23 protein-coding genes are annotated in these 22,780 nt (G+C 60.6%); 22 read left to right on the top strand and 1 reads right to left on the bottom strand.

Annotated elements, in window-relative coordinates; translation table 11 throughout:
- The first annotated feature begins 213 nt into the window (after positions 1–213).
- The 8 genes from secE (at position 214) to rpoC (ending at position 12,310) form a co-directional block, all read left to right on the top strand.
- Positions 214–417 (top strand): preprotein translocase subunit SecE, encoded by a 204-nt coding sequence (gene secE, locus WBQ96_RS15385; protein WP_091918811.1) that lies wholly within the window; start codon positions 214–216, stop codon positions 415–417.
- A 28-nt stretch (positions 418–445) separates the two neighbouring features.
- Positions 446–973, top strand: a complete 528-nt coding sequence (nusG, locus tag WBQ96_RS15380; RefSeq protein ID WP_091918812.1) for a transcription termination/antitermination protein NusG — start codon at positions 446–448, stop codon at positions 971–973.
- Positions 974–1,131: 158 nt separating this feature from the next.
- Positions 1,132–1,560, top strand: coding sequence for a 50S ribosomal protein L11 (rplK, locus tag WBQ96_RS15375; RefSeq protein ID WP_165113643.1), 429 nt, complete (start codon positions 1,132–1,134; stop codon positions 1,558–1,560).
- A gap of 4 nt (positions 1,561–1,564) precedes the next feature.
- Complete coding sequence (gene rplA, locus WBQ96_RS15370; protein ID WP_091918814.1) at positions 1,565–2,263, top strand: 50S ribosomal protein L1; 699 nt, start codon at positions 1,565–1,567, stop codon at positions 2,261–2,263.
- Positions 2,264–2,626: 363 nt separating this feature from the next.
- A complete protein-coding gene (gene rplJ / locus WBQ96_RS15365; protein WP_165113647.1) occupies positions 2,627–3,145 on the top strand; it encodes a 50S ribosomal protein L10 in 519 nt (172 codons plus the stop codon).
- Positions 3,146–3,197: 52 nt separating this feature from the next.
- Positions 3,198–3,575, top strand: coding sequence for a 50S ribosomal protein L7/L12 (rplL, locus tag WBQ96_RS15360; RefSeq protein ID WP_165113649.1), 378 nt, complete (start codon positions 3,198–3,200; stop codon positions 3,573–3,575).
- Positions 3,576–3,779: 204 nt separating this feature from the next.
- On the top strand, positions 3,780–7,922 hold the full coding sequence (gene rpoB / locus WBQ96_RS15355; protein ID WP_336551396.1) for a DNA-directed RNA polymerase subunit beta: 4,143 nt from the start codon (positions 3,780–3,782) through the stop codon (positions 7,920–7,922).
- Positions 7,923–8,113: 191 nt separating this feature from the next.
- Positions 8,114–12,310 (top strand): DNA-directed RNA polymerase subunit beta', encoded by a 4,197-nt coding sequence (rpoC, locus tag WBQ96_RS15350; RefSeq protein WP_336551394.1) that lies wholly within the window; start codon positions 8,114–8,116, stop codon positions 12,308–12,310.
- A gap of 483 nt (positions 12,311–12,793) precedes the next feature.
- Here rpoC and WBQ96_RS15345 read toward each other — a convergent pair whose 3' ends face one another.
- Entirely contained in the window at positions 12,794–13,075 is a 282-nt protein-coding gene (locus WBQ96_RS15345) for a transcriptional regulator (protein WP_165113657.1), read from the bottom strand.
- 464 nt (positions 13,076–13,539) lie between these two features.
- Between WBQ96_RS15345 and rpsL the strand changes: the two genes are divergently transcribed.
- The 14 genes from rpsL (at position 13,540) to rpmC (ending at position 22,774) form a co-directional block, all read left to right on the top strand.
- Complete coding sequence (gene rpsL / locus WBQ96_RS15340; protein ID WP_008837709.1) at positions 13,540–13,911, top strand: 30S ribosomal protein S12; 372 nt, start codon at positions 13,540–13,542, stop codon at positions 13,909–13,911.
- Between the two features lie 54 nt (positions 13,912–13,965).
- The gene (gene rpsG, locus WBQ96_RS15335) at positions 13,966–14,436 is read left to right on the top strand and encodes a 30S ribosomal protein S7 (protein WP_165113660.1); all 471 of its coding nucleotides are present in this window, start codon (positions 13,966–13,968) and stop codon (positions 14,434–14,436) included.
- A 29-nt stretch (positions 14,437–14,465) separates the two neighbouring features.
- On the top strand, positions 14,466–16,556 hold the full coding sequence (gene fusA, locus WBQ96_RS15330) for an elongation factor G (RefSeq protein ID WP_336551387.1): 2,091 nt from the start codon (positions 14,466–14,468) through the stop codon (positions 16,554–16,556).
- A 66-nt stretch (positions 16,557–16,622) separates the two neighbouring features.
- Entirely contained in the window at positions 16,623–17,798 is a 1,176-nt protein-coding gene (gene tuf, locus WBQ96_RS15325) for an elongation factor Tu (RefSeq protein ID WP_165113639.1), read from the top strand.
- Positions 17,799–17,863: 65 nt separating this feature from the next.
- Positions 17,864–18,172, top strand: a complete 309-nt coding sequence (gene rpsJ / locus WBQ96_RS15320) for a 30S ribosomal protein S10 (RefSeq protein ID WP_006205468.1) — start codon at positions 17,864–17,866, stop codon at positions 18,170–18,172.
- 58 nt (positions 18,173–18,230) lie between these two features.
- Entirely contained in the window at positions 18,231–18,944 is a 714-nt protein-coding gene (gene rplC / locus WBQ96_RS15315) for a 50S ribosomal protein L3 (RefSeq protein ID WP_091913561.1), read from the top strand.
- Positions 18,944–19,564 (top strand): 50S ribosomal protein L4, encoded by a 621-nt coding sequence (gene rplD / locus WBQ96_RS15310; protein ID WP_336551363.1) that lies wholly within the window; start codon positions 18,944–18,946, stop codon positions 19,562–19,564. The genes rplC and rplD overlap by 1 nt, the downstream gene beginning before the upstream one ends.
- Positions 19,561–19,854, top strand: coding sequence for a 50S ribosomal protein L23 (locus WBQ96_RS15305; RefSeq protein WP_091913563.1), 294 nt, complete (start codon positions 19,561–19,563; stop codon positions 19,852–19,854). Before rplD ends, WBQ96_RS15305 begins: the two co-directional genes overlap by 4 nt.
- A gap of 19 nt (positions 19,855–19,873) precedes the next feature.
- The gene (rplB, locus tag WBQ96_RS15300; RefSeq protein ID WP_336551361.1) at positions 19,874–20,707 is read left to right on the top strand and encodes a 50S ribosomal protein L2; all 834 of its coding nucleotides are present in this window, start codon (positions 19,874–19,876) and stop codon (positions 20,705–20,707) included.
- A gap of 16 nt (positions 20,708–20,723) precedes the next feature.
- Positions 20,724–21,002: a 30S ribosomal protein S19 gene (gene rpsS / locus WBQ96_RS15295; RefSeq protein ID WP_091913565.1), complete on the top strand. Its 279-nt coding sequence runs from the start codon at positions 20,724–20,726 to the stop codon at positions 21,000–21,002.
- Between the two features lies 1 nt (position 21,003).
- A complete protein-coding gene (gene rplV / locus WBQ96_RS15290; RefSeq protein WP_091913566.1) occupies positions 21,004–21,393 on the top strand; it encodes a 50S ribosomal protein L22 in 390 nt (129 codons plus the stop codon).
- Positions 21,393–22,118 carry a 30S ribosomal protein S3 gene (gene rpsC, locus WBQ96_RS15285; protein WP_091913567.1) on the top strand — a complete coding sequence of 242 codons (726 nt, stop codon included), beginning with the start codon at positions 21,393–21,395 and terminating at the stop codon, positions 22,116–22,118. Before rplV ends, rpsC begins: the two co-directional genes overlap by 1 nt.
- Before the next feature lie 27 nt (positions 22,119–22,145).
- Entirely contained in the window at positions 22,146–22,559 is a 414-nt protein-coding gene (gene rplP / locus WBQ96_RS15280; protein WP_091913568.1) for a 50S ribosomal protein L16, read from the top strand.
- 14 nt (positions 22,560–22,573) lie between these two features.
- Positions 22,574–22,774: a 50S ribosomal protein L29 gene (gene rpmC / locus WBQ96_RS15275; protein WP_091913569.1), complete on the top strand. Its 201-nt coding sequence runs from the start codon at positions 22,574–22,576 to the stop codon at positions 22,772–22,774.
- The last annotated feature ends 6 nt before the right edge of the window (positions 22,775–22,780 follow it).

Below are 22,780 nucleotides of genomic sequence, written 5' to 3'. Positions count from 1 at the left end.
AGGCACTTGCATGTGTCGGGAATCGGTTTTATGTAGACACAACGGACACGCGGCGCGTGGAGCTGAACGATCGGCTTTACGCGCCCGAAATGCATGGGCGGAATATCGGCGCTGATTCGCGACGGATTTCGGTACCAGGCAAAGGCAGCTCCCGGCCAACGGGAACATCCAAGAGGCTCGGGTCTTTCCGGGTCTTCGAAAGCAGAGCGGCAAATGGCGTCAAAAACCACCAATCCTTTCACCTTCCTGCAGCAGGTAAGGTCGGAGACGGCAAAGGTGACTTGGCCGTCGCGTCGCGAAACGGTGATCTCGACGATCATGGTTCTCGTGTTCGCGGTGATTGCGATGATCTTTTTCTTCGCTGCCGATCAGTTAATGGCTCTCGGTGTCGAGTTGATCCTCGGCATCGGCCGCTGAATACCGGCGAATACGGAGAAGTTTTGAGATGACTGCGCGGTGGTACATCGTCCACGCTTACTCGAATTTCGAGAAGAAGGTCGCCGAGGATATTGTCAACAAGGCCAAGCAGAAGGGCCTGAGCGACCAGATCGAGCAGATCGTCGTGCCGACCGAAAAGGTCGTGGAAGTGCGTCGCGGCCGCAAGGTCGATGCCGAGCGCAAGTTCTTTCCGGGCTATGTGCTGCTCAAGGCGCATCTCACGGATGCCGTGTTCTCGCTCGTGAAGAATACGCCGAAGGTCACGGGTTTTCTCGGTGACTCGAAGCCGGTGCCGATTACGGAAGCTGAAGCTCAGCGCATCCTGAACCAGGTTCAGGAAGGCGTCGAGCGGCCGAAGCCGTCGGTTACCTTCGAGATCGGCGAAGCCATTCGCGTCTCGGACGGGCCTTTCGCCTCGTTCAACGGTTTCGTCCAGGAAGTGGACGAGGAGCGGGCGCGGCTCAAGGTGGAAGTTTCGATCTTCGGGCGCGCTGTGCCTGTCGATCTCGAATTCGGACAGGTCGAAAAAGGCTGATCCGGGCGCTCGTTGCCGGTTTCGGTAACGGGCAGGCGGCGGACGCAAGTCTGTTGTCGAGGCGGTGGGAGGAAGAGGTGGCTTTAGCCGGCCGTGGTCTTCCGAACCACCAAACTGCAACCGCCGGAATATTCCGGCTTTGAAACAAGGCAGAGAGAATGGCTAAGAAAATTGCAGGCCAGCTCAAGCTTCAGGTCTCCGCGGGATCGGCAACGCCGTCGCCCCCGATCGGCCCTGCGCTTGGTCAGCGTGGCATTAACATCATGGAATTCTGCAAGGCGTTCAACGCGCAGACGCAGGAAATGGAAAAGGGTTCGCCCGTTCCGGTCGTCATTACGTACTATCAGGACAAGTCGTTCACCTTCGTCATGAAGACGCCGCCGGTGTCCTACTTCCTGAAGAAGGCCGCTGGCCTGAAGTCGGGTTCCAAGGAGCCGGGCAAGGTCGGTGCAGGCAAGATCAGCCGCGACAAGGTGCGCGAGATCGCCGAAGCCAAGATGAAGGACCTGAACGCGAACGACGTGGAAGCGGCGATGCGCATGGTCGAAGGTTCCGCCCGCTCGATGGGCCTGGAAGTGGTGGGCTGAGATCATGGCAAAGATTGCAAAGCGCGTAGCCAAGTCCCGCGAGGGCATCGACGTCAACAAGGCTTACGGCCTGGGTGAGGCGATCCAGCTTCTCAAGGACCGTTCCACCGTCAAGTTCGACGAGACCATCGAAATCTCGATGAATCTCGGCGTCGATCCGCGTCATGCCGACCAGATGGTCCGCGGCGTCGTCAACCTGCCGAACGGCACGGGTCGCACGGTTCGCGTCGCGGTGTTCGCCAAGGATGCGAAGGCTGATGAAGCCCGCGCCGCCGGCGCTGACATCGTCGGTGCGGAAGATCTCGTCGAGATCGTCCAGAAGGGCACGATCGATTTCGATCGCTGCATTGCCACGCCGGACATGATGCCGCTGGTTGGTCGTCTCGGTAAGGTCCTCGGACCCCGCGGCATGATGCCGAACCCGAAGGTCGGCACTGTGACCATGGACATCGCCGCCGCCGTCAAGGCGTCCAAGGGCGGTGCGGTCGAGTTCCGCGTGGAAAAGGCCGGCATCATTCATGGCGGCGTCGGCAAGGTTTCCTTCGACGTCAAGGCGCTGGAAGAAAACATCCGTGCCTTCGCCGATGCGGTCAACAAGGCCAAGCCGGCTGGCGCCAAGGGCGTCTACGTCAAGAAGGTGTCCGTCACCTCGACGATGGGCCCCGGCCTGAAGGTCGATCTCTCGACCCTCGCCACGGCTTGATCGATTGAATTGGGGTCAGGCTGTAATGGCCTGATTCCCTGAAGAATTCCGGGTCTTAACCGACCCGGATCCGAAGGCGGGAAACCGCTTTCGGAAATCCTGTCCGAGATTGCAGGCGGCTCGCCTTAATTCATATGGGCCTGCATGAGACGGGTGAAGACCCGACAACGGAGCGAACGCTCCAATGAAAGGTTCGAACCGTGTTTGCCTTTTGTCTGCACACCGGCGTGCTGGTGTGGCGATAAGGGGGGCAGGATCCTCGAACGCCGTTCGGGAGATCTGGAATTTCTGGATAGCCCGCCCGGCAAAAGGCAACCCCGGCAGTCATTTCACAGTGAGATGGCTGTCAACTGGAGATAGGCAGTGGACAGAGCGGAAAAACGCGAACTCGTCACGGGCCTGAATGAAGCGTTCTCGAACGCCGGTTCAGTCGTCGTGGCCCACTATGCCGGTATTACCGTTGCGCAGATGAACGATCTTCGTTCGAAAATGCGCGCAGCCGGTGGCACCGTCAAAGTCGCGAAGAACCGCCTCGCCAAAATCGCTCTTCAGGGCACGGAATCCGAAAGCATCATCGACCTGTTCACCGGACAGACGCTGATTGCCTATTCGGAAGATCCAATTGCCGCGCCGAAGGTCGCGTCCGATTTCGCCAAGGGCAATGACAAGCTTGTCATTCTCGGCGGCTCGATGGGCACGACCGCACTCAACGCCGACGGTGTGAAGGCTCTTGCCACACTCCCGTCGCTCGATGAGCTGCGCGCACGTCTGGTTGGCATGATCGCCACCCCGGCTACCAGGATCGCCCAGGTCGTCAACGCACCGGCAGCTCAGCTTGCCCGCGTGTTTGGCGCCTATGCCCGGAAGGACGAGGCGGCATGAGGTTGTTCCTCGCTGTCATCAACATTTGTTCGAACTTTGAAGGAAACTAAAAATGACTGATCTCACCAAGATCGTAGACGACCTTTCGAAGCTGACCGTCCTCGAGGCGGCCGAGCTGTCGAAGCTTCTGGAAGAAAAGTGGGGCGTTTCGGCTGCGGCTCCCGTGGCTGTTGCTGCTGCTGGCGGCGGTGCCGCTGCTGCTGCTCCGGTTGAAGAGAAGACCGAATTCGACGTCGTTCTCGTCGACGCCGGCGCTCAGAAGATCAACGTGATCAAGGAAGTGCGTGCGATCACCGGTCTCGGCCTCAAGGAAGCCAAGGACCTGGTGGAAGCCGCTCCGAAGCCGGTCAAGGAAGCCGTCAACAAGGCGGACGCCGACAAGATCAAGGCTCAGCTCGAAGCAGCTGGCGCCAAGGTCGAACTGAAGTAAGCGTTACGGCTTTCGGCGGACGGTTTTGCCGTCCGCCGATCCCGCGTGACGTGAAAGCGTTTGGAGAACCTCTTTCCTGAAGGCCGGAAACGGCTTTCAGGAAACGGGTTTTCACCCGTTTCAGATGGACCGCCGGCGGAAGGCGGTCATGTATTGCAAGGCGCGAGATGCAGCGCGCCCCAAGAGAGGCAGCAAGGAGCGACGATGGCCCAGACCCAGACTTTCAATGGCCGCAGACGCGTACGCAAATTCTTCGGGAATATTCCGGAAGTTGCGGAGATGCCGAACCTGATCGAGGTTCAGAAGGCATCTTATGACCAGTTCCTGATGGTGGACGAGCCCAAGGGCGGCCGTCCTGACGAAGGACTGCAGGCCGTTTTCAAGTCGGTCTTCCCGATCTCGGACTTTTCCGGCGCATCGATGCTGGAATTCGTCAAATACGAGTTCGAGGCACCGAAATTCGACGTTGACGAATGCCGTCAGCGCGACCTGACCTATGCAGCGCCGCTGAAGGTGACGCTGCGCCTTATCGTGTTCGATATCGACGAGGATACCGGCTCCAAGTCCATCAAGGACATCAAGGAGCAGGACGTCTACATGGGCGACATGCCGCTCATGACGCTCAACGGCACCTTCATCATCAACGGCACCGAGCGCGTCATCGTTTCGCAGATGCACCGTTCGCCGGGCGTCTTCTTCGACCACGACAAGGGCAAGTCGCACTCGTCGGGCAAGCTTCTGTTTGCCGCGCGCGTCATTCCCTATCGCGGTTCGTGGCTCGACATCGAGTTCGACTCGAAGGACGTCGTTCACGCTCGTATCGACCGCCGCCGCAAGATTCCGGTGACGTCGCTGCTGATGGCGCTTGGCATGGACGGTGAAGAGATCCTCTCCACCTTCTACAACAAGATCGAATACAAGCAGTCGGGCGATCATTGGCGCATTCCCTTCACCGTGGATCGTTTCCGCGGCCTGAAGGCTGTCGATGACCTGGTCGATGCCGACACCGGCGAAATCGTCGTCGAAGCCGGCAAGAAGATCACTGCGCGTCAGGCCAAGCAGCTTGCTGACAAGGGTCTCAAGGCCATCAAGGCGACGCAGGATGATCTCTACGGCAGCTATCTGGCTGAAGACGTGGTGGATTTTGCTACCGGCGAGATCTTCCTCGAAGCCGGCGACGAGATCGACGAGAAGACCCTCAAGGTTCTTCTCTCGACGGGCGCGGAAGAATTCACCGTTCTCGACATCGATCACATCAATGTCGGCGGCTATATCCGCAACACGCTCACCGTCGACAAGAACGAGAGCCGCCAGGACGCGCTATTCGACATCTACCGCGTCATGCGTCCGGGCGAGCCGCCCACCATCGACACTGCCGAAGCGATGTTCAATTCGCTGTTCTTCGACTCCGACCGCTACGACCTTTCGGCCGTCGGCCGCGTCAAGATGAACATGCGTCTCGACCTGAAGGCCGAGGACACCGTGCGCGTGCTGCGCAAGGAAGACATCCTCGCCGTGGTCAAGACGCTGGTCGAACTGCGCGACGGCAAGGGCGAGATCGACGACATCGACAATCTCGGCAACCGCCGCGTGCGTTCGGTCGGCGAGCTGATGGAAAACCAGTACCGCGTCGGCCTGCTCCGCATGGAGCGTGCGATCAAGGAGCGTATGTCCTCGATCGAGATCGACACGGTCATGCCGCAGGACCTGATCAACGCCAAGCCGGCGGCTGCCGCCGTGCGCGAGTTCTTCGGTTCCTCGCAGCTGTCGCAGTTCATGGATCAGACCAACCCGCTGTCGGAGATCACCCACAAGCGTCGTCTTTCGGCGCTTGGACCCGGTGGTCTGACCCGCGAGCGCGCCGGCTTCGAAGTGCGCGACGTGCACCCGACGCATTACGGCCGCATCTGCCCGATTGAAACGCCGGAAGGCCCGAATATCGGCCTGATCAACTCGCTGGCGACGTTTGCGCGCGTCAACAAGTACGGCTTCATCGAGACGCCTTACCGCAAGATCGTGGACGGCAAGGTGACGCTGGACGTCAGCTACCTCTCGGCGATGGAAGAGTCGAAGCACTATGTCGCGCAGGCCAACGCCTTGCTCGACAAGAACGGCGGTTTCGTCGACGAATTCGTCATTTGCCGTCATGCCGGCGAAGTGATGATGGCGCCGCGCGAAAACGTCGATCTCATGGACGTTTCGCCGAAGCAGCTTGTTTCGGTAGCCGCGGCGCTCATCCCGTTCCTTGAAAACGACGACGCCAACCGCGCTCTGATGGGCTCGAACATGCAGCGTCAGGCCGTGCCTCTGGTGCGCGCCGAAGCGCCGTTCGTCGGCACCGGCATGGAGCCGATCGTCGCCCGTGACTCAGGCGCTGCCATCGGCGCCCGTCGCGGCGGCATCGTCGACCAGGTCGATGCGACGCGTATCGTCATCCGCGCAACGGAAGATCTCGATCCGGGCAAATCCGGTGTCGATATCTACCGGCTGATGAAGTTCCAGCGTTCGAACCAGAACACCTGCATCAACCAGCGTCCGCTGGTTCGCATGGGCGATCACGTCAACAAGGGCGACATCATTGCCGACGGTCCTTCGACCGATCTCGGCGATCTGGCGCTCGGCCGCAACGTGCTCGTCGCGTTCATGCCGTGGAATGGCTACAACTACGAGGACTCGATCCTGCTCTCCGAGCGTATCGTGGCCGACGACGTCTTCACCTCGATCCACATCGAGGAGTTCGAGGTCATGGCCCGCGATACCAAGCTTGGGCCGGAGGAAATCACGCGCGACATTCCGAACGTTTCGGAAGAAGCGCTGAAGAACCTCGACGAAGCCGGCATCGTCTATATCGGCGCAGAAGTGCTGCCGGGCGACATCCTGGTCGGCAAGATCACGCCGAAGGGCGAAAGCCCGATGACGCCGGAAGAAAAGCTTCTGCGCGCCATCTTTGGCGAGAAGGCTTCGGACGTACGTGACACCTCTATGCGCATGCCGCCCGGAACCTACGGCACGGTCGTCGAAGTCCGCGTGTTCAACCGCCACGGCGTCGAAAAAGACGAACGTGCAATGGCGATCGAGCGCGAGGAAATCGAACGTCTGGCCAAGGACCGTGACGACGAGCAGGCGATCCTCGACCGCAACGTCTATAGCCGCCTGAGCGACGTGCTCATCGGCAAGGACGCGATTGCCGGACCGAAGGGCTTCAAGAAGGGCTCGAGCGTCGGCAAGGACACGCTGGAAGAGTATCCGCGTTCGCAGTGGTGGCAGTTTGCCGTCGAGGACGAGAAGCAGCAGAGCGAACTCGAAGCTCTGCGCGGCCAGTACGACGATTCCAAGAAGGCGCTCGAACAGCGCTTCATGGACAAGGTCGAGAAGGTGCAGCGCGGCGACGAGATGCCGCCCGGCGTCATGAAGATGGTCAAGGTCTTCGTGGCCGTGAAGCGCAAGATGCAGCCCGGCGACAAGATGGCCGGCCGTCACGGCAACAAGGGTGTCGTGTCGCGGATCGTTCCGGTCGAGGACATGCCGTTCCTCGAGGACGGCACGCATGCGGATATCGTGCTCAACCCGCTGGGTGTGCCGAGCCGTATGAATGTCGGCCAGATTCTGGAAACGCATCTCGGCTGGGCTTGCGCCGGCATGGGCAGGAAGATCGGCGATCTGATCGAGGCCTACAAGGCTGGTGGTAACGCCAACATCAAGCCTCTGCGGGACGAGATCGAGCACCTGATCCCGGACAACGACCGCAACGAGCCGGTTCGCCAGTTCGACGACGAGTCCATCGTTCGCCTCGGCGAGCAGATGAGGCGCGGCGTCTCCATTGCGACCCCGGTGTTCGATGGCGCGCATGAAGTCCACATCAACGAGATGCTGGAAACTGCGGGCCTTCATTCAAGCGGTCAGTCGCAGCTCTATGACGGGCGTACCGGCGAGCCGTTCGATCGCAAGGTGACGATGGGCTATATCTATATGCTCAAGCTTCACCATCTCGTGGACGACAAGATTCACGCGCGTTCGATCGGACCGTACTCGCTCGTTACCCAGCAGCCGCTGGGCGGCAAGGCGCAGTTCGGTGGCCAGCGCTTCGGCGAAATGGAGGTCTGGGCGCTCGAAGCTTACGGCGCCGCCTACACGCTGCAGGAAATGCTGACCGTGAAGTCGGACGACGTGGCAGGCCGTACCAAGGTCTACGAGGCGATCGTGCGTGGCGACGACTCCTTCGAGGCAGGCATTCCGGAGAGCTTCAACGTTCTCGTCAAGGAAATGCGCTCGCTGGGTCTCAACGTCGAACTGGAAAACACCAGGATCGACGAGCAGCCGACGCGTCTGCCTGACGCTGCCGAATAGGCGAATAAGGCGAATCGCGGAGCGCGAATGCGCTCTGCGGTTCGCCGACAAATTCATGCGGCCGCAAGATCGGCCGCTCGTACGGATCCGGTGACGCCAGCGAAGCGGCGGCGATCGAGCGGATCACCCAAGGGGCTAAATCGCCCGGTAATATTCGAATAGGGGCCTTCGGTCCCGAGAAGGAGAACGGCATGAACCAAGAGGTCATGAATCTCTTCAACAACAACGCCCCGGCGCAGGTGTTCGATTCCATCCGGATTTCGCTCGCCAGCCCGGAAAAGATCCTGTCCTGGTCGTTCGGCGAGATCAAGAAGCCGGAGACGATCAACTACCGCACGTTCAAGCCGGAACGCGACGGTCTGTTCTGCGCGCGCATTTTCGGGCCGATCAAGGACTATGAGTGCCTGTGCGGCAAGTACAAGCGCATGAAGTACAAGGGCGTCATCTGCGAAAAGTGCGGCGTTGAAGTCACGCTGTCGCGCGTTCGCCGCGAGCGCATGGGCCATATCGAGCTCGCAGCACCCGTCGCCCACATCTGGTTCCTGAAGTCGCTGCCTTCGCGTATCGGCACGCTGCTCGACATGACGCTCAAGGATATCGAGCGCGTTCTCTATTTCGAGAACTACATCGTCACCGAGCCGGGCCTGACGGCGCTTAAGGAAAACCAGCTTCTTTCCGAAGAAGAATACATGATCGCCGTCGACGAGTATGGCGAGGACCAGTTCACCGCCATGATCGGCGCTGAGGCCATCCATGACCTTCTGGCCGGTATGGACCTGGAGAAGATCGCGGGCGACCTGCGCTCCGAGCTTGCCTCGACCACGTCGGAACTGAAGCAGAAGAAGTATCTCAAGCGCCTCAAGGTGGTCGAGAACTTCATGGAATCCGGCAACCGTCCGGAATGGATGATCATGAAGGTCGTGCCGGTGATCCCGCCGGACCTGCGTCCGCTGGTGCCGCTGGATGGCGGCCGCTTTGCGACGTCCGATCTGAACGATCTCTATCGCCGCGTCATCAACCGTAACAACCGCCTGAAGCGCCTGATCGAGCTTCGTGCGCCGGGCATCATCATCCGCAACGAGAAGCGCATGCTTCAGGAAGCGGTCGATGCACTGTTCGACAACGGCCGCCGCGGCCGCGTCATCACAGGCGCCAACAAGCGTCCGCTGAAGTCGCTGTCCGACATGCTCAAGGGCAAGCAGGGCCGGTTCCGCCAGAACCTGCTCGGCAAGCGCGTCGACTATTCCGGCCGTTCGGTCATCGTGACCGGTCCGGAGCTCAAGCTGCACCAGTGCGGCCTGCCGAAGAAGATGGCGCTCGAGCTGTTCAAGCCGTTCATCTACGCCCGCCTCGACGCCAAGGGTTACTCCTCGACCGTCAAGCAGGCCAAGAAGCTGGTCGAAAAGGAAAAGCCGGAAGTCTGGGATATCCTCGACGAGGTCATCCGCGAACATCCGGTTCTGCTCAACCGTGCTCCGACGCTGCACCGTCTTGGCATCCAGGCGTTCGAGCCGATCCTGATCGAAGGCAAGGCGATCCAGCTTCACCCGCTGGTCTGCACGGCCTTCAACGCCGACTTCGACGGTGACCAGATGGCCGTTCACGTGCCGCTGTCGCTTGAAGCTCAGCTTGAAGCCCGCGTCCTGATGATGTCGACCAACAACATCCTGCACCCGGCCTCCGGCGCACCGATCATCGTGCCGTCGCAGGACATGGTGCTGGGCCTGTACTACCTGTCGATCGTCAACCAGAACGAGCCGGGCGAGGGCATGGTGTTTGCCGATATGGGCGAACTCCAGCACGCGCTCGAAACCAAGGCTGTGACGCTGCACGCCAAGATCCGTGGCCGTTTCCGCACGGTCGATGCGGAAGGCAACGTCGTGTCGAAGATCCATGACACGACGCCGGGCCGCATGATCATCGGCGAGCTTCTGCCGAAGAACGTCAACGTGCCATACGAGACCGCAAACCAGGAGATGACCAAGAAGAACATCTCCAAGATGATCGACACCGTCTACCGCCACTGCGGTCAGAAGGAGACGGTCATTTTCTGCGATCGCATCATGGCTCTCGGCTTTGCCCATGCCTGCCGCGCCGGCATTTCGTTCGGCAAGGACGACATGCTGATCCCGGATGCCAAGGAGAAGCTGGTTGCCGACACCGAGGCGCTCGCGAAGGAATACGAGCAGCAGTACAATGACGGCCTGATCACTCAGGGCGAAAAGTACAACAAGGTCGTCGACGCCTGGGCCAAGTGCTCGGAAAAGGTCGCCGACGAGATGATGGCCCGCATCAAGGCCGTCGAGTTCGAGGACAATGGCCGTCAGAAGCCGATGAACTCGATCTACATGATGTCGCATTCGGGTGCGCGTGGTTCGCCCACCCAGATGCGTCAGCTCGCCGGCATGCGCGGCCTGATGGCCAAGCCTTCGGGCGAGATCATCGAAACACCGATCATCTCGAACTTCAAGGAAGGTCTGACCGTTCTTGAATACTTCAACTCGACCCACGGCGCCCGCAAGGGTCTGGCCGACACCGCGTTGAAGACGGCAAACTCCGGCTACCTGACCCGTCGTCTCGTCGACGTGGCGCAGGATTGCATCGTCAACTCCGTCGACTGCGGCACCGACAAGGGCCTCACCATGCAGCCGATCGTCGATGCCGGCCAGGTCGTTGCCTCGCTTGGACAGCGCGTTCTCGGACGCACGGCGCTCGACGACATCAATCACCCGCTTACGGGTGACCTGATCGTCAAGGCCGGCACGCTGATGGACGAGCGCGACGTAGAGCAGATCGAAAAGGCTGCGATCCAGTCGATCCGCATCCGCTCGGCGCTGACCTGCGAAGTCAAGACCGGCGTCTGCGCCGTCTGCTACGGACGTGACCTTGCCCGCGGTACCCCGGTCAACCAGGGTGAAGCGGTCGGCGTCATCGCCGCGCAGTCGATCGGTGAGCCGGGCACCCAGCTCACCATGCGTACCTTCCACATGGGCGGTACGGCGCAGGTGGTGGACAGCTCGTTCCTTGAAGCCTCGTATGAGGGCAAGGTCGAAATCCGCAACCGCAACGTGGTTCGCAACTCCGACGGCCAGCTCATGGTCATGGGCCGCAACATGGCGGTTCTGATCCTGGACGAAGCCGGCAAGGAACGCGCCACGCACCGCGTCACCTATGGTTCGCGTATCTTCGTGGACGATGGCGACAAGGTGAAGCGCGGCCAGCGTATCGCCGAGTGGGACCCGTACACCCGCCCGATCCTCACCGAAATCGAGGGCAGGGTAGTGTTCGAGGATCTGGTCGACGGCATCTCCGTTCAGGAAACGGCCGACGAATCGACCGGCATCACCAAGCGTGAAGTCATCGACTGGCGTTCGACCCCGCGTGGCTCGGACCTCAAGCCGGCGCTCGCGATCCATGATGCGAAGGGCAAGGTCGGCAAGCTCGCCAAGGGCGGTGATGCACGCTTCCTGCTCTCGGTCGAGGCGATCCTTTCGGTCGAACCGGGTTCTATGGTTCGTCCGGGCGACGTGATTGCGCGTATTCCGATGGAAAGCGCGAAGACCAAGGACATCACCGGCGGTCTGCCGCGTGTTGCCGAACTCTTCGAGGCTCGCCGTCCGAAGGATCACGCCATCATCGCCGAGATCGACGGTACGATCCGCTTCGGGCGCGACTACAAGAACAAGCGCCGCATCATCATCGAGCCGCATGACTCGACGCTGGAGCCGGTCGAATACCTGATTCCGAAGGGCAAGCCGTTCCATCTTCAGGACGGCGACGCGATCGAGAAGGGCGACTACATCCTCGACGGCAATCCGGCGCCGCACGACATCCTGGCGATCAAGGGCGTGGAGGCTCTGGCCTCGTATCTCGTCAACGAGATCCAGGAAGTCTACCGGTTGCAGGGCGTGTTGATCAACGACAAGCACATCGAGGTGATCGTTCGCCAGATGCTGCAGAAGGTCGAGATCACGGCACAGGGCGACTCGATCTACATCCCGGGCGACCATGTCGACGTGATCGAGTTCGACGAGGTCAACGACCGCCTGATCGAGGAAGGCAAGAAGCCTGCAGAAGGCCAGCCGGTGCTGCTCGGCATCACCAAGGCTTCGCTGCAGACGCCGTCCTTCATCTCGGCCGCCTCCTTCCAGGAGACGACCCGCGTGCTCACCGAAGCAGCCGTTGCCGGCAAGACCGACATGCTGCAGGGCCTGAAGGAAAACGTCATCGTCGGCCGTCTCATCCCGGCCGGCACAGGTGGCCAGATGAGCCAGATCCGTCGCATCGCGACGCATCGCGACGAACTCATCCTCGACGAGCGTCGCAAGACGTCCGGCGTGGAAGTCGCCGAGCCGATGCTGACCGACATGGTCAACGCAGCTCAGTGAGCTTTGGGCTTTTGAAATGAAAAATGCCGTCGGGGCGACCCGGCGGCATTATTTGTTTGAGCCCGAATGCCGGCGAATTGCCCGACACTCCCATATGGGGGGTGACAGCGCATCTGCCAGAAGCCGATACTAGCCCGGACGATTGCCTACGGTGTCAGATTCGGGCGGGGATCCTGCGACCTAGATGATCTTGGTTCCGTTCGCGGGATATCGATGCAACAGAGGCGGTTTAATCACCTGCCTCGCGACACCGCCGATCTCTGTCCAGGGGGCATAGCCGACAACAGAAGAGATGGCAGGCGTTCTGCTTATGGCGGTTTCTTGCGCTACATGGTTTTGGCGCGCAAGCTCGAAGGGGAACGGTTGACGTATCAGTTTCAGTCTACGCGGTTTCGATTGGAGGTCTGACCTCCATCTCCGCGCTTTGGCCGTCCGGCTGTGCCCCATCCGGACGGCCTTTTTGATTCTCGAATCAATTGGCGCTCAGGTCGCTTCGTTGAAGGTAACGATGGACACGTCACCTTCCAGCGCGCCCTGAAATGCCGACAGATGCGGCTCGTCGTCGGGCTCGCCCTCCATATCGCCGATCTGGTCGAGCTCGGCTTCGGCATAACCTTCCTTCGCCAGTGCCTCCAAAGCGCGGCGAACCGCCGAATCATCGTCCGGCGCGACCAGCATCACGTGGACTCCCTCTGATTTTCCGCCTTTTCTGCGCCAGACTCGGCCTGTGATGATGGTTACGGGGCGTTCTTCGTTGTCATTCATAGGTGATTCCATTAATCAGTCAGCTATTGTCGTCCTTGAGCGGTTTTTCGCATGAAGATCGGGCAGGGGACAGACAAAAGCGTGTCACTTTCTTTTTCGCAATTGCGAAATCGCGAAAGAAAATGTCGCCGACCGCGCCAGAGCCGTTCAAGTCGCGGTTTTGTTAAGATATTTGGGCGGTCGGGCTTGACGATGGGCGGGGTAGCGCGTATTAGCCGCCTCGTCTGAACCCATGTGAGGTCTGGCTTTCCGGCGCGACACGCTCTGGAGTTTGCCTCAAACAAGGTTCGTTTTACGAGCGACTACACATTTCCGGCGTGCATGAGGCGGGTTCCGCTTCCTCTGCTTTTGTTCGGGCGCACCGCGAATTCGCGGTTTGTGGCCCGAATTTGCGTATGGAAATACCGCTTGAAGCCGCCCGTGAATGGGCCCGAGACACGGAATTTGAGAGACAAGAGGGTTTAATGCCTACCGTCAACCAGCTGATCCGCAAGCCGCGCATTGCGCCGGTAAAGCGCAATAAGGTTCCGGCCATGCAGGCCAATCCGCAGAAGCGGGGCGTCTGCACGCGCGTCTATACGACGACGCCGAAGAAGCCGAACTCCGCGCTCCGTAAGGTCGCGAAAATCCGCCTGACCAATGGCTTCGAAGTGATTGGCTACATCCCCGGCGAAGGTCACAACCTTCAGGAGCACTCCGTGGTCATGATCCGCGGCGGCCGCGTGAAGGATCTTCCGGGTGTGCGTTACCACATCATCCGCGGCGTGCTCGACACGCAGGGCGTGAAGAACCGCAAGCAGCGCCGCTCGAAGTACGGCGCCAAGCGTCCGAAGTAAGGTTTACCGGCTTGAGCGTTTGATCGCCGGCCTTGAAGTTGAGAGACGAGAACCATGTCCCGACGCCATAGTGCAGAAAAGCGTGAGATCAACCCGGACCCCAAGTTCGGCGATCTGATCGTTACGAAATTCATGAACGCCGTCATGTATGATGGCAAGAAGTCGATCGCCGAGACGATCGTCTACGGTGCCCTTGATCAGGTTCAGGCCAAGACCAAGCAGGAGCCGGTGACGGTTTTCCATCAGGCGCTCGACAATGTCGCGCCGCATGTTGAGGTTCGTTCGCGCCGCGTCGGTGGTGCAACCTACCAGGTTCCCGTCGACGTCCGTCCGGAGCGCCGTCAGGCCCTGGCCATTCGCTGGCTTATCACTGCTGCACGCAACCGTAACGAGACGACCATGGTCGACCGTCTGTCGGGCGAATTGATGGACGCTGCCAACAACCGTGGCACCGCCGTCAAGAAGCGTGAAGACACCCACAAGATGGCGGAAGCCAACCGCGCCTTCGCGCACTACCGCTGGTAACGGCGCGAACGGACAGGAAGGCATCCATCATGGCCCGCGAATATAAAATCGAAGACTACCGCAATTTCGGCATCATGGCGCATATCGACGCCGGCAAGACGACGACGACCGAGCGCGTCCTCTATTACACGGGCAAGTCGCACAAGATCGGCGAAGTCCATGACGGCGCTGCTACCATGGACTGGATGGAGCAGGAGCAGGAACGCGGCATCACCATCACGTCGGCTGCGACGACGACTTACTGGAAGGGTCGCGATGGCAAGATGCGCCGCTTCAACATCATCGACACGCCCGGCCACGTCGACTTCACCATTGAAGTCGAGCGTTCGCTGCGCGTTCTCGACGGCGCGATCGCTCTTCTTGACGCGAACGCCGGTGTTGAGCCGCAGACCGAGACCGTCTGGCGCCAGGCCGACAAGTACCATGTCCCGCGCATGATTTTCTGCAACAAGATGGACAAGATCGGTGCCGATTTCTATCGCTCGGCCGAGATGATCAAGAGCCGCCTTGGTGCCACCGCCGTTGTCATGCAGCTGCCGATCGGTGCCGAGACCGAATTCAAGGGCGTCGTCGATCTGATCGAGATGAACGCGCTGGTTTGGCGCGACGAGAGCCTCGGCGCTGCCTGGGATGTCGTGGAAATTCCGGCCGATCTCAAGGATCGGGCTGAAGAGTACCGTGAGCGTATGATCGAGACGGCCGTCGAAATGGACGAGACCGCGCTTGAGAACTACCTCGAAGGCAAGATGCCGACGAACGATGAACTGCGCGCTCTGATCCGCAAGGGCACGATTGCCGTCAAGTTCTTCCCGATGTTCTGCGGCTCGGCCTTCAAGAACAAGGGCGTTCAGCCACTGCTCGACGCCGTTGTCGAGTTCCTGCCTTCGCCGATCGACGTTCCGGCAATCAAGGGTATCGACCCCAAGACCGAAGCCGACCTCATTCGCCTGCCGAATGATGAAGAGCCTATGTCGATGCTGGCCTTCAAGGTCATGAATGATCCGTTCGTCGGTTCGCTCACGTTCTGCCGCATCTATTCCGGAAAGGTCGCCAAGGGCGCTTCGCTCGAGAACACCGTCAAGGGCAAGAAAGAGCGCATCGGCCGCATGCTGCAGATGCACTCCAACTCGCGCTCCGACATCGAAGAGGCCTACGCCGGCGACATCGTCGCTCTGGCCGGCCTCAAGGAAACGACCACTGGCGATACGCTTTGCGATCCGCTGAAGCCGGTTATCCTTGAGCGCATGGAATTCCCCGAGCCGGTCATCCAGATCGCGATCGAGCCGAAGACCAAGGGCGACCAGGAAAAGATGGGCCTCGCGCTGCATCGCCTGGCTGCTGAGGATCCGTCCTTCCGCGTCAAGACCGACGAAGAGTCGGGCCAGACCATCATCGCCGGCATGGGCGAGCTTCACCTCGACATCATCGTCGATCGCATGAAGCGCGAATACAAGGTCGAGGCCAATGTCGGCGCCCCGCAGGTTGCGTATCGCGAAACCATCACGCGTACTCACGAGCAGGACTACACCCACAAGAAGCAGTCGGGTGGTACGGGTCAGTTTGCCCGCGTCAAGATCGTGTTCGAGCCTAACCCCGAAGGCGAAGATTTCGTGTTCGAGTCCAAGATCGTCGGCGGTGCGGTTCCCAAGGAATACGTACCGGGTGTCGAAAAGGGCATTCGCAGCGTTCTGTCGTCCGGTCCTTTCGCAGGCTTCCCGATGATCGCCGTCAAGGCGACCCTCATCGACGGTGCCTTCCACGATGTCGACTCCTCGGTTCTGGCCTTCGAAATCGCCGGCCGCGCCTGTCTTCGCGAAGCTGCACCGAAGCTTGGTGTTCAGCTGCTCGAGCCGGTCATGAAGGTCGAGGTCGTGACGCCGGAAGACTATGTCGGCAGCGTCATCGGCGATCTGAACAGCCGTCGTGGCCAGATCCAGGGTCAGGAAAGCCGCGGTGTTGCCGTGGTCGTCAATGCGATGGTCCCGCTGGCCAACATGTTCAAATATGTGGACAGCCTGCGCTCGATGTCGCAGGGCCGCGCCCAGTACTCGATGACCTTCGACCACTACGAAGCGGTTCCGACTGCAGTGGCCCAGGAAGTTCAGAAGAAATACGCGTAATTCTGAGGAATTACGTCGTTAAGTTAATTCAACGCCCTAACGGGCTGCAAGGAATGGAGACTTCACATGGCTAAGAGTAAATTTGAGCGCAACAAGCCGCATGTGAACATTGGCACGATTGGTCACGTTGACCATGGCAAGACGTCATTGACGGCTGCGATCACGAAGTATTTTGGCGAATACAAGGCGTATGACCAGATCGACGCTGCTCCCGAGGAGAAGGCGCGCGGCATCACGATCTCGACGGCGCACGTTGAGTACGAGACGCCGAACCGTCACTATGCTCACGTCGACTGCCCCGGCCACGCCGACTATGTGAAGAACATGATCACCGGTGCTGCCCAGATGGACGGCGCGATCCTGGTTGTTTCGGCAGCTGACGGCCCGATGCCGCAGACCCGCGAGCACATCCTGCTCGCCCGTCAGGTCGGCGTGCCTTCGATCGTGGTGTTCCTGAACAAGGTCGACCAGGTCGATGACGCCGAGTTGCTCGAACTGGTCGAGCTGGAAGTTCGCGAGCTTCTGTCGAAGAACGAATTCCCGGGCGACGACATTCCGATCGTCAAGGGTTCGGCTCTGGCTGCTCTGGAAGATTCGGACAAGAAGATCGGTGAAGACGCGATCCGTGAGCTGATGGCAGCGGTTGACGCCTACATCCCGACGCCTGAGCGTCCGATCGACCAGCCGTTCCTGATGCCGATCGAAGACGTGTTCTCGATCTCGGGCCGTGGCACGGTCGTGACCGGCCGCGTCGAGCGCGGCATCGTCAAGGTTGGCGAAGAACTCGAGATCGTCGGCATTCGCGCGACGTCGAAGACGACCTGCACGGGCGTCGAGATGTTCCGCAAGCTGCTCGACCAGGGTCAGGCCGGCGACAACATCGGCGCGCTGCTGCGTGGCGTCGACCGTGAAGGTGTGGAGCGCGGCCAGGTTCTGGCCAAGCCGGGTTCGGTCAAGCCGCACAAGAAGTTCAAGGCTGAAGCCTACATCCTGACCAAGGAAGAGGGTGGCCGTCATACGCCGTTCTTCACCAACTACCGTCCGCAGTTCTATTTCCGCACGACGGACGTGACGGGCATCGTGCAGTTGGCCGAAGGCACCGAAATGGTGATGCCGGGCGACAATGTGACGGTCGATGTCGAACTGATCGTGCCGATCGCGATGGAAGAGAAGCTGCGCTTCGCCATCCGTGAAGGCGGCCGCACCGTCGGTGCCGGCGTCGTCGTCACCATCGTCGAATAAGTAATTAACCGATCTGTCGCGGGCGCGGTAAAAGCCCGCGCCGCGCCAGAACAAGGAAGTGACGCATGAACGGACAGAATATCCGCATCCGCCTGAAGGCGTTTGATCATCGGGTGCTCGACGCCTCCACACGCGAAATCGTGTCGACGGCAAAGCGCACCGGCGCCAATGTTCGCGGGCCCATTCCGCTGCCGACCCGGATCGAGAAGTTCACTGTGAACCGCTCGCCCCACGTCGACAAGAAGAGCCGCGAGCAGTTCGAGATGCGCACGCACAAGCGTCTGCTGGACATCGTCGATCCGACCCCGCAGACCGTCGATGCTCTGATGAAGCTCGACCTCGCCGCAGGTGTCGACGTCGAAATCAAGCTCTAAGAGCTAACATGAGCCGGGCGAGAAGACCCAAACGGCTCCTCTGAAGGAAAACGAACCGATGCGTTCAGGTGTTATCGCACAGAAGTTGGGCATGACCCGCATCTATAATGATGCTGGCGAGCATGTGCCCGTTACGGTTCTCCGCATGGAGAACTGCCAGGTCGTGGCTCAGCGCACGAAAGAGAAGAATGGCTACACGGCCGTTCAGCTCGGCGTTGGCCTGGCCAAGGTCAAGAACACGTCGAAGGCGATGCGCGGTCATTTCGCTGCCGCCTCCGTCGAGCCGAAGTCGAAGGTTGCCGAATTCCGCGTGTCGGACGACAACATGCTCGACGTCGGCGTCGAAATCACCGTTGAGCATTACGTCCCCGGCCAGAAGGTCGACGTGACGGGCACCTCGACGGGTAAGGGTTTCCAGGGTGTCATGAAGCGCCACAACTTCGGTGGTGGCCGCGCGACCCACGGTAACTCGGTTTCGCACCGTGCACACGGTTCGACCGGTCAGCGTCAGGACCCGGGCAAGGTGTTCAAGGGCAAGAAGATGGCCGGCCACATGGGTGCTACCCGCGTGACCACGCAGAACGTCGAGGTCGTTTCGACCGACACGGATCGCGGCCTGATCCTGATCCGCGGCGCCGTTCCCGGCACCAAGGGCGCCTGGATCCTGGTCCGCGACGCCGCCAAGGAAGCACTGCCGGAAAACGCTCCGAAGCCGGCTGGCATTCGTGCCGGGCAGAAGACTGAAGCTTCCGCCAAAGAAGGAGCTGAATAATGGATCTCAAGATTTCAACGCTTGGCGGCGAAGATGCCGGCAAGGTGAAACTCTCCGAGGAGATTTTCGGCCTTGATCCGCGCGAGGACATTCTGCAGCGCGTCGTGCGCTGGCAGCTTGCCAAGAAGCAGCAGGGCACGCACAAGGCCAAGGGCCGCGCCGAAATCGCGCGTACCGGTGCCAAGATGTACAAGCAGAAGGGTACGGGCCGCGCTCGTCACCATTCGGCTCGCGCTCCGCAGTTCCGCGGCGGCGGCAAGGCTCACGGCCCGGTTGTCCGCAGCCACGAGCACGACCTTCCCAAGAAGGTTCGCGCTCTCGGCCTGAAGCATGCTCTTTCGGCCAAGCTGAAGGCGTCCAGCCTGATCATCGTTGATGATCTGGCGATGACCGAAGCCAAGACGAAGGCCCTGGTGACGAACTTCGCCAAGCTCGGCCTGACCAACGCACTGGTGATCGGCGGTGCCGAGCTTGACGTGAACTTCAAGCGCGCTGCGTCGAACATCCCGAACATCGACGTGCTGCCCATTCAGGGCATCAACGTCTACGACATTCTGCGCCGCGGCACGCTGGTCCTTTCGAAGGCCGCCGTCGAGGCTCTCGAGGAGCGCTTCAAATGACGGATCTCCGCCACTACGACGTGATCGTTTCGCCGGCGATCACCGAAAAGTCGACCATGGCTTCCGAACAGAACCAGGTCGTCTTCAATGTCGCCAAGAAGGCGACGAAGCCGGAAATCAAGGCTGCGATCGAAGCGCTGTTCAGCGTCAAGGTCACGGCGGTCAACACGCTGGTCCGCAAGGGCAAGGTGAAGCGTTTCCGCGGCACGATTGGCCGTCAGAGCGACGTGAAGAAGGCGATTGTGACGCTGGCCGACGGCCAGTCGATCGACGTCGCGACGGGTCTCTGACAGGCGCGAGGACAGAACAATGGCACTCAAGAAATTCAAACCGGTAACGCCAAGCCTTCGCCAGCTGGTCATCGTCGATCGCTCGGCGCTGTACAAGGGCAAGCCGGTCAAGGGTCTGACCGAAGGCCTGACCAAGTCGGGCGGCCGCAACAACTACGGTCGCATCACGGCTCGCTTCATCGGCGGCGGTCACAAGCGTTCGTATCGCATCATCGACTTCAAGCGTCGCAAGTTCGACGTGTCGGCGACCGTCGAGCGGCTCGAGTATGACCCGAACCGCACGGCTTTCATCGCGCTGATCAAGTATGAAGACGGCGAGCTGAACTACATCCTGGCGCCGCAGCGCCTCGCCGTTGGCGACAAGGTCATCGCCGGCGAGAGCGTCGACGTGAAGCCGGGCAATGCGATGCCGCTGGGTGGTATGCCGGTCGGCACGATCGTCCACAATGTCGAGCTGAAGCCCGGCAAGGGCGGCCAGATCGCACGTTCGGCAGGTGCTTATGCACAGCTCGTCGGCCGTGACCAGGGCATGGCGATCCTTCGCCTGAACTCGGGTGAACAGCGCGTCGTGCTCGGCTCGTGCATCGCGACTGTCGGAGCGGTCTCCAACCCGGACCACTCCAACATCAACGATGGCAAGGCAGGTCGCACGGTCTGGCGCGGTAAGCGCCCGCATAACCGCGGCGTCACCATGAACCCGGTCGACCATCCGCACGGCGGTGGTGAAGGCCGCACCTCTGGTGGTCGTAACCCGGTTACTCCGTGGGGCAAGCCGACCAAGGGCAAGAAGACGCGGTCCAACAAGGCGACCGACAAGTTCATCCTGCGCTCGCGCCATCAGCGCAAGAGCTAAAGAGAGGTAGTCTGACGTGACCCGTTCAGTTTGGAAAGGCCCGTTCATCGACGGCTTTCTTCTCAAGAAAGCCGAGAAGGTGCGCGAAGGCGGCCGTAGCGAAGTGATCAAGACCTGGAGCCGTCGTTCCACGGTTCTGCCGCAGTTCGTCGGCCTGACCTTCGGCGTCTACAACGGCCAGAAGCATATCCCGGTCTCCGTGTCTGAAGACATGGTTGGCCACAAGTTGGGCGAATTCGCCCCGACGCGGACCTATTACGGTCACGGCGCGGACAAGAAAGCGAAGAGGAAGTAACATGGGCAAGGCCAAAGCTCCGCGCAGGCTTGCTGACAACGAGGCGCGTGCGGTCCTCCGCACCATCCGCGTCAGCCCGCAGAAGCTGAACCTGGTTGCCGCGCTCATCCGCGGCAAGAAGGTCGCGACCGCGCTTTCGGATCTGGAATTCTCGCGCAAGCGCATCTCCGACACCGTCAAGAAGACGCTGGAGTCGGCGATCGCCAACGCGGAAAACAATCACGACCTCGACGTCGATGCGCTGATCGTTGCCGAAGCCTATGTCGGCAAGTCGATCGTCATGAAGCGCTTCCACGCCCGTGGCCGCGGCCGTGCAAGCCGCATCGAGAAGCCATTTTCGCACCTCACGATCGTTGTTCGTGAAGTCGAAGAGAAAGGGGAGGCCGCCTGATGGGTCAGAAAATCAATCCGATCGGTTTCCGCCTCGGCATTAACCGCACTTGGGATTCCCGCTGGTATGCAAACACCGGCGAGTACGGCCAGCTGTTGCATGAAGACATCAAGATCCGCGAGTATCTTAAGGAAGAGCTCAAGCAGGCTGCGATCTCGAAAGTCGTCATCGAGCGTCCGCACAAGAAGTGCCGCGTCACGATCCACGCTGCCCGTCCTGGCCTGATCATCGGCAAGAAGGGCGCGGACATCGAGAAGCTTCGTAAGAAGCTGATGGAGATGACCAAGTCGGAAACGCACCTCAACATCGTCGAGGTTCGCAAGCCCGAGATCGACGCGACGCTGGTCGCGCAGTCGATCGCACAGCAGCTTGAGCGCCGTATCGCGTTCCGCCGTGCGATGAAGCGCGCTGTCCAGTCGGCCATGCGTCTCGGCGCCGAAGGCATCCGCATCAACTGCTCGGGCCGTCTCGGCGGCGCTGAAATCGCACGTATGGAATGGTATCGCGAAGGTCGCGTGCCGCTGCACACGTTGCGTGCCGATGTTGACTACGGCACGGCTGAAGCCAAGACGGCTTACGGCATCTGCGGCGTCAAGGTCTGGGTGTTCAAGGGCGAGATCCTCGAGCACGACCCGATGGCTTCGGAGCGCCGCGCGACGGAAGGCGAGCACGCACATGCAGGCGAGCGTAACGACCGTGGCGGCCGCCGCCGCGAGAACGCCTGAGAAGCATAGGAATTTGGAGTAAGAACGATGCTGCAGCCAAAGCGCACAAAGTTCCGCAAGCAGTTCAAGGGCCGCATCCACGGCGCCGCCAAGGGCGGCACCGACCTGGATTTTGGTGGCTTCGGACTGAAGGCGCTGGAGCCTAACCGCGTCACCGCACGCGAGATCGAGGCGGCACGCCGCGCGATCACGCGTGAAATGAAGCGCCAGGGCCGTGTGTGGATCCGTATTTTCCCGGACGTTCCGGTGACCTCGAAGCCTACCGAAGTCCGCATGGGCAAGGGCAAGGGCGCGGTCGACTACTGGGCGTGCCGTATCAAGCCGGGCCGTGTGATGTTCGAGATCGACGGCGTGTCGGAAGAAGTGGCGCGTGAAGCGCTGCGTCTCGGCGCAGCCAAACTCTCCGTCAGAACGCGTTTCGTACAGCGTATAGCTGAATAGAAAGGTCACGAGTCATGAAAGCCGCAGAAGCACGGTCCAAGACCGCCGACCAGTTGAATGACGATCTGGCCTCGCTGAAGAAGGAGCAGTTCAACCTGCGCTTCCAGAAGGCGACAGGCCAGCTCGAGAAGACAGCCCGCGTGAAGGAAGTCCGCAGGGACATCGCGCGCATCAAGACCATCGCCGCCGAAAAATCTTCGGCCAAGAAGGCATAAGGACGA

The sequence above is a fragment of the Mesorhizobium sp. CCNWLY176 genome (genome assembly GCF_037153935.1).
Lineage (GTDB): Bacteria > Pseudomonadota > Alphaproteobacteria > Rhizobiales > Rhizobiaceae > Mesorhizobium_M > Mesorhizobium_M zhangyense.
The sequence above is the reverse complement of the archived record's forward strand: the minus strand, read 5'-3'. Positions and strand labels throughout refer to the sequence as shown.

Coding starts and splice junctions, on each gene's coding strand:
- secE (WP_091918811.1), top strand. CDS start 214: ATGGCGTCAAAAACCACCAATCCTTTCACCTTCCTGCAGCAGGTAAGG.
- nusG (WP_091918812.1), top strand. CDS start 446: ATGACTGCGCGGTGGTACATCGTCCACGCTTACTCGAATTTCGAGAAG.
- rplK (WP_165113643.1), top strand. CDS start 1,132: ATGGCTAAGAAAATTGCAGGCCAGCTCAAGCTTCAGGTCTCCGCGGGA.
- rplA (WP_091918814.1), top strand. CDS start 1,565: ATGGCAAAGATTGCAAAGCGCGTAGCCAAGTCCCGCGAGGGCATCGAC.
- rplL (WP_165113649.1), top strand. CDS start 3,198: ATGACTGATCTCACCAAGATCGTAGACGACCTTTCGAAGCTGACCGTC.
- rpoB (WP_336551396.1), top strand. CDS start 3,780: ATGGCCCAGACCCAGACTTTCAATGGCCGCAGACGCGTACGCAAATTC.
- rpoC (WP_336551394.1), top strand. CDS start 8,114: ATGAACCAAGAGGTCATGAATCTCTTCAACAACAACGCCCCGGCGCAG.
- WBQ96_RS15345 (WP_165113657.1), bottom strand. CDS start 13,075: ATGAATGACAACGAAGAACGCCCCGTAACCATCATCACAGGCCGAGTC.
- rpsL (WP_008837709.1), top strand. CDS start 13,540: ATGCCTACCGTCAACCAGCTGATCCGCAAGCCGCGCATTGCGCCGGTA.
- rpsG (WP_165113660.1), top strand. CDS start 13,966: ATGTCCCGACGCCATAGTGCAGAAAAGCGTGAGATCAACCCGGACCCC.
- fusA (WP_336551387.1), top strand. CDS start 14,466: ATGGCCCGCGAATATAAAATCGAAGACTACCGCAATTTCGGCATCATG.
- tuf (WP_165113639.1), top strand. CDS start 16,623: ATGGCTAAGAGTAAATTTGAGCGCAACAAGCCGCATGTGAACATTGGC.
- rpsJ (WP_006205468.1), top strand. CDS start 17,864: ATGAACGGACAGAATATCCGCATCCGCCTGAAGGCGTTTGATCATCGG.
- rplC (WP_091913561.1), top strand. CDS start 18,231: ATGCGTTCAGGTGTTATCGCACAGAAGTTGGGCATGACCCGCATCTAT.
- rplD (WP_336551363.1), top strand. CDS start 18,944: ATGGATCTCAAGATTTCAACGCTTGGCGGCGAAGATGCCGGCAAGGTG.
- WBQ96_RS15305 (WP_091913563.1), top strand. CDS start 19,561: ATGACGGATCTCCGCCACTACGACGTGATCGTTTCGCCGGCGATCACC.
- rplB (WP_336551361.1), top strand. CDS start 19,874: ATGGCACTCAAGAAATTCAAACCGGTAACGCCAAGCCTTCGCCAGCTG.
- rplV (WP_091913566.1), top strand. CDS start 21,004: ATGGGCAAGGCCAAAGCTCCGCGCAGGCTTGCTGACAACGAGGCGCGT.
- rpsC (WP_091913567.1), top strand. CDS start 21,393: ATGGGTCAGAAAATCAATCCGATCGGTTTCCGCCTCGGCATTAACCGC.
- rplP (WP_091913568.1), top strand. CDS start 22,146: ATGCTGCAGCCAAAGCGCACAAAGTTCCGCAAGCAGTTCAAGGGCCGC.
- rpmC (WP_091913569.1), top strand. CDS start 22,574: ATGAAAGCCGCAGAAGCACGGTCCAAGACCGCCGACCAGTTGAATGAC.